12 protein-coding genes and 1 pseudogene are annotated in these 10,977 nt (G+C 40.9%); 9 read left to right on the top strand and 4 right to left on the bottom strand.

All coding sequences use genetic code 11. From position 1 onward, the window contains the following. The first annotated feature begins 314 nt into the window (after positions 1-314). Both I3257_RS12975 and I3257_RS12970 read left to right on the top strand, forming a co-directional pair. Entirely contained in the window at positions 315-539 is a 225-nt protein-coding gene (locus tag I3257_RS12975; RefSeq protein WP_238050011.1) for a helix-turn-helix transcriptional regulator, read from the top strand. 155 nt (positions 540-694) lie between these two features. Then, a complete protein-coding gene (locus tag I3257_RS12970) occupies positions 695-970 on the top strand; it encodes a hypothetical protein (RefSeq protein WP_238050010.1) in 276 nt (91 codons plus the stop codon). Positions 971-1,158: 188 nt separating this feature from the next. On the opposite strand, the gene I3257_RS12965 is transcribed toward I3257_RS12970, so the two are convergent. Both I3257_RS12965 and I3257_RS12960 read right to left on the bottom strand, forming a co-directional pair. Next, positions 1,159-2,115, bottom strand: a complete 957-nt coding sequence (locus I3257_RS12965) for a hypothetical protein (protein ID WP_189586940.1) — start codon at positions 2,113-2,115, stop codon at positions 1,159-1,161. Positions 2,116-2,140: 25 nt separating this feature from the next. Beyond that, positions 2,141-4,789 carry a MobA/MobL family protein gene (locus tag I3257_RS12960; RefSeq protein WP_238050009.1) on the bottom strand — a complete coding sequence of 883 codons (2,649 nt, stop codon included), beginning with the start codon at positions 4,787-4,789 and terminating at the stop codon, positions 2,141-2,143. A gap of 262 nt (positions 4,790-5,051) precedes the next feature. Between I3257_RS12960 and I3257_RS12955 the strand changes: the two genes are divergently transcribed. The 7 genes and pseudogenes from I3257_RS12955 (at position 5,052) to I3257_RS12925 (ending at position 9,052) form a co-directional block, all read left to right on the top strand. Continuing rightward, positions 5,052-5,393 carry a hypothetical protein gene (locus tag I3257_RS12955; RefSeq protein WP_238050008.1) on the top strand — a complete coding sequence of 114 codons (342 nt, stop codon included), beginning with the start codon at positions 5,052-5,054 and terminating at the stop codon, positions 5,391-5,393. Between the two features lie 198 nt (positions 5,394-5,591). Continuing rightward, complete coding sequence (locus I3257_RS12950) at positions 5,592-5,762, top strand: hypothetical protein (protein WP_156410067.1); 171 nt, start codon at positions 5,592-5,594, stop codon at positions 5,760-5,762. A 326-nt stretch (positions 5,763-6,088) separates the two neighbouring features. Next, positions 6,089-7,045: a replication initiation protein gene (locus I3257_RS12945; protein WP_058368520.1), complete on the top strand. Its 957-nt coding sequence runs from the start codon at positions 6,089-6,091 to the stop codon at positions 7,043-7,045. A gap of 83 nt (positions 7,046-7,128) precedes the next feature. Continuing rightward, positions 7,129-7,356: a type II toxin-antitoxin system RelB/DinJ family antitoxin gene (locus I3257_RS12940; protein ID WP_058368521.1), complete on the top strand. Its 228-nt coding sequence runs from the start codon at positions 7,129-7,131 to the stop codon at positions 7,354-7,356. After that, positions 7,353-7,641 (top strand): annotated as a pseudogene (locus I3257_RS14230) (BrnT family toxin). The gene I3257_RS12940 and the pseudogene I3257_RS14230 overlap by 4 nt, the downstream one beginning before the upstream one ends. After that, positions 7,628-7,792 carry a hypothetical protein gene (locus I3257_RS12930; RefSeq protein WP_156410068.1) on the top strand — a complete coding sequence of 55 codons (165 nt, stop codon included), beginning with the start codon at positions 7,628-7,630 and terminating at the stop codon, positions 7,790-7,792. The pseudogene I3257_RS14230 and the gene I3257_RS12930 overlap by 14 nt, the downstream one beginning before the upstream one ends. A 258-nt stretch (positions 7,793-8,050) precedes the next feature. Continuing rightward, complete coding sequence (locus I3257_RS12925) at positions 8,051-9,052, top strand: DNA-binding protein (protein WP_238050007.1); 1,002 nt, start codon at positions 8,051-8,053, stop codon at positions 9,050-9,052. A gap of 1,082 nt (positions 9,053-10,134) precedes the next feature. Here the strand turns inward: I3257_RS12925 and I3257_RS12920 are convergent. Then, a complete protein-coding gene (locus I3257_RS12920) occupies positions 10,135-10,389 on the bottom strand; it encodes a Txe/YoeB family addiction module toxin (protein WP_087813577.1) in 255 nt (84 codons plus the stop codon). Then, on the bottom strand, positions 10,386-10,676 hold the full coding sequence (locus tag I3257_RS12915) for a type II toxin-antitoxin system prevent-host-death family antitoxin (RefSeq protein ID WP_087813576.1): 291 nt from the start codon (positions 10,674-10,676) through the stop codon (positions 10,386-10,388). The genes I3257_RS12920 and I3257_RS12915 overlap by 4 nt, the downstream gene beginning before the upstream one ends. Positions 10,677-10,977 lie beyond the last annotated feature (301 nt).

Genomic DNA, 10,977 nt, shown 5'->3' with positions numbered 1-10,977 from the left:
AAGTATATAAGTATATAAGTATATAAGTATATAAGTATATAAGTATATAAGTATATAAGTATAACTAAAAATGTACGTCACATCATTACTAATAGCAATATCTTATAATAAAAATAGCATCGCCTTTTCTAACGAGCGTATATCCATCATGATGGACGTCCTGTATCAAAGACAGTATCATAAACTGCCTACTACTAGATAAATTGTCGCTATTAGATATCAATTCGAGCTACTAAAAGCAATACTTTAGCCGCTCATATTCGTTATAATCCGCTCACCAATCAAAAACCACTAATATGAATGAGGGAACCACTATGGTGAAGTGTCACTTATCGACCATCATGGGTGAAAGACGCCTTAAAATTGCCGATATCTCAAGAGATACTGGCATCAATCGTGGCACCATTACTCGCATGTATCATGAAGAAGCCACCCGCGTTGATCTAGATGTCATCGAGTCTTTATGTACTTATCTTAGAATCAATGTTGGTGATTTATACGAAATCATAAATGAAGACAGCAGTGAGTCACTAGCATAAATAACGTTGTCATGAGCTGTGATTGTCTTTAAACAAACAAAAAGACCTACAGAAGGTTATTTTCTCTTGCAATAGATTAGAATATAGGTATAATTTGACCTGCAGTAAGTCATTTTATTTATTATATTTAAATAATGGTCTATAGGAGAATACCAATGAATAACAATCTATCTCGGCTCAATAGCTGCACATGGTTTAGTGAACAGACTAAAGCCTTAGCTTCTGAGCTGTTATCAAGCTTACAAATACAGCAAGGCATACAGCTGGCATCATTACTGGGTGTTGACGCCATTCTTTATAATGATGAAGCGGTGTATGTCTGGGTACAACGACAGCTAGATGACGGTCTTATGATTGATGATTATGCGTTAAGTATCCTTGAAACTGCTTTTATAGAGTTGGTCACAGCTCATACTGACCAAGCAGCATAATCGTTTTAGCTGATATTCACAGATATCTTGTTCAACAAGAAACAATAACCCTTAAAGCCAGATAAAGTGTCATTATCTGGCTTTTTAATATAGACAAAGATAACGACAATCAAACAAGCCTTTTTTCAGTCTTATATGTTTCAGAAGACGCACTTTTGGGCAATATAGCTCACTATTACCATATGCCTTTACTCAGTCGGCTTTGCACGCGGCACCCCAGCTATTTTATAATAAACAAAGCCTCTCTCATCTCTCAAAACACTCTTACTGTCTGCTCTAACGCACCAGCTGATTGCATCAGGCTGCTCTTTATTAACATCACAAGCCAAAATAAACTGCGCACTTTGAGCATTATTAAAGGCCTGTTTCCAACCCGTTTCAAGCTCATCGATGCCGCGCTGTAGCTCTGCTTGCTGCTGTCTCATTTCTGCAATCTCATCAAAGCTTGGCACATACCAAAATACCAGAGCCACCAAACTTATTATCACAGCCATCGTACCCGCTGCGACAGCGGCTGCAATCCTTTTAATACTCATAGTCTCAATGGACTTATGAATTTTGTCCAAGTCTTTACTAGCTCTACCCTCGACCTGCTCAATCCGCGTTTTGGTGGTGGTCTCAAAGGTCTCAATATCTTCAATAATCTGCTTATGACCAGCTTGGTACTGATTGGTGAATAGGGCTAGATTGTCCGCGCTTGCGCTAAGTTTATCAGCAACTCCTTGCATGGTACTGATTTGTACCTCTATGCTATCGTTTTTAGCAGTGACGACCGACTCTACAGCCGTATCAATCTGCTGTTTCATATCGGTGATGATGCCCGCTATTTTGTCATCATAACGACGCGGCATCTCATTGTCAGTGAAAGCCGTCACTGCTGCTTGAAGCTGCTTTAACACGAGTTCTTGATACTGGCTCAATGCCTGCGAAGTCGTGCTTGCGCTACTACCTAATTCTTCAATGGCAGAAGACACCTCATTCACCTTGCTATCAATACCGCTAAGCGAACGCTCAAGCCGCCTCGCTACCGCATCATCGGCTCGCTTAATCAGCTCACGCAAGGCCCCAATGACCGGAGTCAATGAAGTCACTAGGTTAACAAGTTGATCGTGTATGTCTTGCTCATTGCTATTGTCTTTATTCATGGGGTACTCATTATTATAATGCCGCCTAAAATGGGTGTGGTGAGGAGTAGCGGCGTGTTTGTGCTTGTTCATGCGCTTGGATGGCGTTCTTCGTTTTTTGCAGGTGATCTGTCACAGTTTGTGTGAGCGTTGCCGCATCTATGGTGATAGCAGGAACGTGCTCAAAGCGCTCATTGATCTGGGTTAATACCTCGACCTTATCTTGATTGTCAGGCAAGCGCTCAAGCTGTTGCCACAGCGATGTTGCTGCCTTCTGCACCTGCGTTGCAATTTTTTTGGCATCGGTGTCTCGTAAACTTTTTTGTAGTGTCGTAAAGCTGTCAGTGTGTTTTAGAGTAGTGAATATAAATGCTTGTGCGGTAACCGCCTCAGCCGCGTTGATCACTTCGATCGGTGCATCAACGGCCTTAAAATCAAGGGTATTAACGCGGTTACGCACCCGTACCACTAAATTGTCAAATCGATCTCGATATGCTTTGGTCTCATTGATTCGCTGACGCTTAAGAGATGCCTGCTGCCGCCTCTGTTTTAAGGTTTCTCGCCGCCTGATCAAAGCCTCCTCTCGTGCGCGCTCAGCTTCTTCCTTAAGCAGTGCCTGTTCATGATCGTTAATGAGGCGCTGATGCAGAGCCATCGTACGGTTGCGCCAGTCCTCAAGCCGATCTGCATTTAGTTGAGTGGTCTTGGTTTGAGTAATTTCATCGTATAAATCACTATCTTGCACGATTACTGCCTCACTTTGATCAAGCAAATCGATACGCTGCTCATAAAACGGCGATAGGCGCTGATAGGTTTTCTGACTGGTATTAATTTGCTGCTTTAACTGTTTGATGTCGTTATCATTGGCAGTCTTAAACGCTTTAATATCGGCAGCCAAGGCCGTCAAACGAGTGTCAGCATCCGCGTCTATCTCTACCGCTTTTAACGTACTGAGCGCCTTACGTTCTTTTTGAAGATATTTAAAGCGCTTAACATCCAGATCTGCAAATGCGGCAAACTTATGATAAGTATCCATGTTATTGGTGATATCTATCTCTTGTAGATCCGCAAACGCTTGATCCCACTGTAAGGATAAGTCGGATTTTTCAATATCAATCTCATCAAGAGCTTTAAAGCCAGTCGCCAGTTTATTCAGCTTTGCGGCAAAGGGTTTTAGCGTGGCCTTCAACCCTTTGTAGTCAGCAATGACTTCATTATTAAGCGGGATCAGCTTTTTTAAAACCGTTTTATTGTTCAGCACCGTTTTATCAATCTGTGACAGCTGCTCTTCAAGACGGCTAACAGCGCGGCCTGTTTGTAGGGTATCATCTTGTCTAAACTCCTCAACCAACGCTAAAGCCGCCTTTAGTGCCTCACTTTGCTCTTTTGTGCTTATCTGCCTGGCAAGCTCAATCATTTTTTGGCGGGGGTCACTAAAATCCTGTCCCACCTCCTCGGTGAACCGCTGGGTACTCTTAATGTTTTTATCAATGGTAATAATCTGTTTAGACTGGTGCGCTAACTCTTCATGCAGCGCATCAATGGTTGAAAATAAGGCGCTGCGTACCATCTTTTTTTGACTCACAAAGTCGGCTGAAATTGCTAAAAGCTCATCAAGTACGTGATCATTGGCCGCATCACTATGCGTCTGACTGTTACTTTTAGGGATAGCGGGTTCAAGTTCAGCGGCAGGATCTACAAAGCGAATATTACTGAGCTCAATTCGCGCAAAGGGTTTACGCTTTTTATAATGTATTGTGACGCCGTTAACCTCTTGTTCATTGCTTTCTAGGTCGATACGGCCCTTGTCGTCATACTCAATTACCAGACCATTTTTTTCAATGTAAGCATTGATCTCATCAATCGTCTCGTTGTACTCATGAATCACTGAACGATTGCCTTTGAGAATATCCTTATATAGTGACTTGCCCAGTTTCATTTTTGGCAAACGATTGATGCCCAGCTCACGGTAGGACTTCTCACTAATGGTTTTATTCTTAGGCAGTAGCTCATTGGCCATATCCGCCCAAAGGGTGCGTTGATATTTAAGCTCATCGCCGCGTCCGTTTAACCCCTTAGATAACCGCTCCTCCGTTGACCACTGCAACCAATTCTTGCGTGCTGATAAAGCATAACCCTCAACATCCGCTACTATCTCACGGCTTGAGAGTAAAATATGGGCATGAAAGTTACGACTGGTCAGCTCAACCACTTCAACCTCCCCCACATGTTTCTCGTGACTGTGGGGCCGATGAATGGCCACATCGACAAGCACGTTATAGCGATCAGATAAGGTTTGAGCGTAGCGCTCGGCCAGAACTATACGCTGATCCGCGGTGATCCCATCAGGAAACATCACGTCAATCTCAGTACCCAATTGCGCGTTTTTACGAGTCTCAATGCGTTCGATATCATTCCAAAAACCCTCACGTGTCACTGCTAGATCCCCAGCAAGAGTTGGCGTTATCAACGCCGTATGTATCACATTTTTCTCAATAACTTGCGTGTATTTAGTACCATCACTGTCCACTAAATTTAAGATTTTGTCTTTAGCTTTACTGGTGTAATCGTGGACGACTCCTGACTGCTCATCAACCAGTTTTGAGCCAGAATTATAAGCCGACTTTGCCACCACGCTATGATTTTTCGCCTTACTAACGGCGCTAACCGACAGGTGAAACCCTTTATTATTCATAGCAAAAAAACCCAATATTGAGAGATGATTTTTTGGGGGTTGTAGGGGGTTCGCCCCCTGCCGAACGACGGAGTTTATGTAAAAAAACAGTACCCCTTGTGGGTCTTTTTTACATAAACTCCTAAGTTCGCTCTTAACAGAGGGTTAAAATACTACTGCGCCCACGAAACGATGTGGTCTTGTGTATTTTACTACCTTGCATACCTATGTATGTACTGCTAGGATCAACTCTATCATAGTTGGCTAAAAAAAGGATGAGATAATGTCAGTAATATCAGATGATCTATTCGCAGATAAGATAAAGCAGTTACAGGCTCTTAAAAAAGAAATCAATCAGGACAGACTTGAGGCACATCAGGTGTTGGGGGAATGGTTGGCCAACGCATTAGACGATGATGACAATCATGAGTTACAAGCTATATTTTTAGACGCACACGATAATGAAAATTACGTTCGTTTAAAAAAGCACCGTGAGTTTTTGAAAGCAATTGCCAATAAAATACAAAGTAAAGCTGAGGTGGTACCAAGCAGCTTTACACCACCTAAAAACAGTCAGGACAGTGACCACGGTTCATTGCTTGATATTTATTCATCATCACAGTAGCTACTCGAAATCGCCTAATTGAAGGTACAGCTGGATCGTCTACTAATTAGCGAAAGGTTAGGAGACGGTTATCGGCTGTTTTAAGCGTTTTAGAATAGCTTTAGCTACCATCGTATCGGACAGAGCGTAAAACGTATATAAGAGTGGTTTCTAGGCTTTTTAGCAACGGTTTGATAAGTGTTTACAGATGTGTCGATAATGGCTACTGAAAATGAAGACAAACTATCTACAAAAAATGAGACTGATATTGAGAATGTGAAAACAGGGTTGTCCAGAATGACAGACGAAGATATTCAAAATATCTTTGACCATGCTTTTGAAGATTTTCAAAGATCCAAGCTTGATCCGAACTATGTGAACGAGGATTAACATCAAGTAAATGGACAATTGCATTCTGAGCTACTGATAAGTTTTATAAGTGATTGGTCGCTCATATTATCATCTCAAATCCGTCAGTTCTTGAGCTTTTTTCCTATTATTTAATATAAAAACATATTTTTTACTTTTAAAGACTTTTAAAGACTTTTAGGACGCTCTCAGACCTTACCAATTAAGGGCTTCAAGATCTATAAAGCTACAATCAGCTAGGTTAATGCTACAATCAGCTAGGTTAATGCTACAATCAGCTAGGTTAAAAGCTACAATCAGCAGGTATTATGCTACAATTAGATAGATTTGAGCATTAAGGCGTAGATATGACTAACCAAGTTGGTTTATATGAGAAGAAATACCCTGCAAATTGGGTTGTTATGCAAAATCGTATTCTACAAGCGTTTTATGAAATGACACTTGATGAAAAACGGTTGCTGTTGCTTGCTAGTTCAGTAGTGCGTTTGATAGATGCCACTGAAAAAGACACTATAGAGATAACCGCGAAAGCATTTGCAGAGGCTTGCAACATTCAAGTGGATTCTGCTTATACTCAATTAAAAGATGCTAGTGAAACGATGATGAGGCGATTTTTTAGCTATAGAAATGAACGCGGTAGCCGTGTCAATGTACAGTGGGTCATCAGATCAATATATGAAGATGGCTATGTGTCTCTATGTTTTACAGATGAAGTGCTACTGATGTTGAAGGTTTTTGATGAAAATAATCCATTCACTAAATATAAAAAAGAAGATGTACTTAAACTGAAGGGTGAATATTCAATAGATATATACCATCTGGCCAAAAAACATGAGGCAATGAGCTCGTGGACAATGTCACTTGAAGAAATTAGAGAGGAGCTAGCTCTTTCTAAATCTTACGAACGTATTAACAACCTAAAAAGTCGAGTCATCAACCCAAGCGTTGAAGAAATAACAGAAAAGTCAGATATTAAAATCACCTATGAAAACGTTAAACGTGGTCGTACCGTCACAGGACTAAAATTTAATGTCAAAGCTAAGCCCACCAAGAAAAAAAGTCTGGAGGACTTAAATCAGAATAATGAGAATAGAGATATACCATCCTTAACCGTCAAACAGATCGACCGTTTTGCGCCTCTATTGGCTAACTATGCCCCATTTGGTAGCTATGCGCCTTCAGGAAAAAGTACCCAAGAAGTGATCAGCTGGTTACACACTCAATTAAGAGATGAAGCTTTTTTAAAGACCCATAAAAAGCATTTGCTGGCGGTAGGTTATACGTTCCCTAAGCAAAAATCATAGCAAAGAAAAAAGAGTGATTAATCTGGTACTGTCTATACAAATGGTTTATATTATATGTACACAGATAAGCCATTTGTAATGCCATGACGACAACTAATTATAATATCAGGCTCGATCAAGAGCTAAAAGAAAATGCTTTTGCCGTGTTTGAAAGCTATGGTCTAACGCCGTCTCAAGCGATTAAATTGTTCTTGACCCAAGTGGCGCAAACCAATCAAGTACCGCTATCTTTTGAATACCAGAAAGTATCAGCTGTCAGTCAAGATGAATTGCTAATCTATAAAGAGCATACTGACAGAGAGAACAGATAAGCATTAGATTTGAATGGGATGAACAAAAAAACACCAATCAGCGTAAGCACCGTTTATTATTTGAGGCAGCCGCCCGAGTTTTTCTAGACCTTTTATACCTGCGTCAGCAAGACAGGTATGAAAATGATGAAAAGCAGTGGCAAGCGCTGGGTACAGTAGACGGTACCGCCGTCCTATTGGTAGCCCATACGCAAACAGAAATAGATAATGGTGAGGTTATACGCATTATCTATCTCAGCTAGACGTGTCAAAAAAATTAAAGGGAGCCAGTGTGAACAAAGTTAGCTATCAAATAGACGAGCTACCACCACTAACGGCCAAGCAACAAGTAGATTTAGAGCATTTAGCAACGCTTAATGATGACGACATTGATCTATCAGACATTCCAGAAGTCACCGACTGGTCAGGTGTTAGCCGTGGCAGTATTAAACCATAAGCGTTCTTTACTGAGGCCAGTATCATTGCCAAATTTAAGGATAAAACCAAGCAAACAGGCGCTAATCATTAATAAATGATAGTAATGCGCTAGAAGAGTACTTAACTGATCGTTAGCCCTAATCTAATGATTGTGACCTCAAGATTACTTGAGGTTTTTTTAAGCCTTATATTGTAGTAAATTGTATATTGTATTATACTATATACAACATACTACAAACGCTACATATTTACTCATACAAAATTAAGGACAATAATTATGGCCATTACTACACAGCAAATTCATTCTATTGCTGATCAACTGCACGAACAAGGTATCAAACCTACTTTAGCCGAAGTGCGTAAGGCGCTGGGTGGTGGATCATTCACGACCATCGGTGAAGCCATGAAGTCTTGGCGTCAGGATAACCAACAAGAAGAGCAGCTAAGACAGGTTGAGCTGCCCAGTGGTATTACTGAGCGCTTACAGACGCTTGGTGCGGATGTGTGGCAGACGGCGGTTGATATCGCCAATGATCGCTTGGTTAAAGATCGTGAGGCCTTAGAGAGCATTAAGGCCAAGGCGCAAGCTGAGACAGACGAGGCGCAAGAGGCGGTTAAGACCTTAGAAGGTGAGCAGGCTGATTTGTTAGAACAGCTCGATGAGGTCACAGCAACTGCAGAGGCAACGGCTATCACCGCAGCTCAAGTGACTGCTGAACGTGACATCCTAACTCAGACACTCAGCGATACTCAGCACCAGCTAGAACTTGAACGAGCTAAAACAGTGGCAGTTCAGGCCCAACTTGGTGACCTGCGTAGCAGTTTTGATCAGCAATCAAAAGAGCTGAGTGCCAACATATCGAAGGTGGCCACGCTTGAAGCCACTGCTAATAGCGATAAAGCAGAGATCGCGCGTCTGCAAACAGAACTGACAGCAACTAAGGATGAGCTAAAGACAGTCGTTATTGAGCGCAACGAGATAACGAATCTTACAGCAGAAGTGAAAGGAGAGTTAAAGGCCATAATCGCTGAACGTGATAAGTTATCAGGGATTAATGAGCAGCTTACTCAAAAGCAAGCTAAGATTGAAGCAGATCATCAGCTACTGATTAAGCAACACGACACGTTAAATCATGAGAGAACTTTGCTTAGTACTGAGCACACTGCATTGAGTGAGCAGTATGATGAGCTTTCAATTAACTATCAATCAGAACAGGAAAAGAGTAGCTCATTGACTGCAGAGATTGAAAAGATGCGAGAGACAATTAACAATAAATAAGTCAATCCCGTTCTATTCACACTAAGCTTATGAATCAACCATGACAATATCGACTCACTGAATAAGTGACTGCTGTATAATAACTATTCTAAATTTTTCTCTGGACTCTTATAGTATATAGCCGAGTGGGCTATATACTACTTAAATTAGCCTAAGTGAATTTATGCTGATTTTGGAGCCTTGAGCAGATTTCAAGGAACACTCACCCTAAAGCGATTATGAGTAGATAAAATACTCACAAACACTTTAGTGCATTCCTTGAATTTGATGTGATTAGTCATGCCGACTTCATCGCCCATCGCGTCATCAAGACCGTATCACTGTATCAAGCTACGGTTGTTAAGATTACGGCTGATAGCACCGCCTAGACACGCTCTTAACCGCTACTGTGCTGTCATACGCTAGCAAGGGCCTAAACCCAATATACCGCTACGATATGCACGAGTAACCACTCATTGCGTTGCTCTGATCCTTTGTCTAGTCACCCCTGTAGGGAGCTCACCCTTATGTCAAACGCAGTCGTCACCGAGGCCTGCCACCCATTTGACGGGTAACAATTACAGAGAGAGCTGCACGAGGATGTAACGAGCGAATAAGTATACGGTAGGTATATTGATATTGAGCAGACTTTAAGATAAAATGCACTTATACGGGCATTTAATGCTGTTCAAATAACGCACTTCAGATGCTTATTTGTTCGTTACAGCGTGTTGACGCACACTGTAACCGTTAATTACATTAAAAACTAAATGCCTCTAGGAGTCAACTCCCAGAGGCATTTTTTTGTTTGTCATATAGATTAGGTTTTTAATATCTAGGGCATTTTTAAATTACTTAGGCTAAAGCAGAAAATAAACATAGAAGCCGTAGACCCGTTACTAAGAAGCGTCAAATCATCGCAAGTCTCTTAAAGGTTGACCATAGCTATTCTGAAATACAAATCGTGGCTAAGTACTCGCGTCAGTTGATTGCTGAGATGTCTCAAGAATTAAAGAACGTTTCTGGACATTAACTAACTACCTATCACTATGAAAAAGTGCCTAATTATAAATCAGGCACTTTTTGAGCTGTTATACCTTTGCTTAGTAATGATAACGGCACTGGACGATAATGATCGCATCATCTTGAATTTCATAAACCAGCCGATGCTCTTGATCAATTCGACGAGACCAGTAGCCTGCAAGGTCATGTTTGAGTGGTTCAGGTTTGCCAATACCCTTAAATGGGTCACGTTTGATGGCTTTAATCAGCTTACCGATCTGTTTGACTTTCTCTTTACTGGTTCTTTGCCAGTACTCATAGTCCTCCCACGCGTCTTCCGTCCAAGATAGTATCAAGCGTCTACCTCATCATCAAAAGTGAGTGGCATATCTTTGGCATCAATCTCACGTTCAATCAAGCGACCAGCTTTAGCATCAGCAATAGAGCGTCTGAGACGCTTGGCATTGGTAGGGCTGCTTAAAAGATGCAGTGTTTCCTCATACGAGTTAAACTCTTCTAAACTCATTAATACCGTCGGTTTAGCATTTTGTCTTGTAATTAATATCGGGCCTTTATCAGTGTCTACCTTATCGATATACTTTGCTAAGCTCTTTCTAAAATCAGTGTAGTTCACAACGTCCATAATAATTACTCCACGTTTAATTATGTTGGTTATATGACCTATCATTATAGGTTGAATGTTATACTAGTATATACTATATCTGTACTTATATCTGTACATATATTAGTAAGAAGCAAAGGGATAATTTGATATGTCTTCATGTATCTTTTTAAAACGTACATATGAAAGCTGATATATTGATCTTAGTTTAAATTTCTTGGCACGTTTGCCGCCTTATATTGTCGAAAGAAACAAATTTTACTCATATACTCATATACTCATATACTCATATACTCATATACTCATATACTCATATACTCAT

This window comes from Psychrobacter sp. Ps7 (genome assembly GCF_022129225.1).
Lineage (GTDB): Bacteria > Pseudomonadota > Gammaproteobacteria > Pseudomonadales > Moraxellaceae > Psychrobacter > Psychrobacter immobilis_A.
This window is presented reverse-complemented; position numbering and strand designations above follow the sequence as displayed.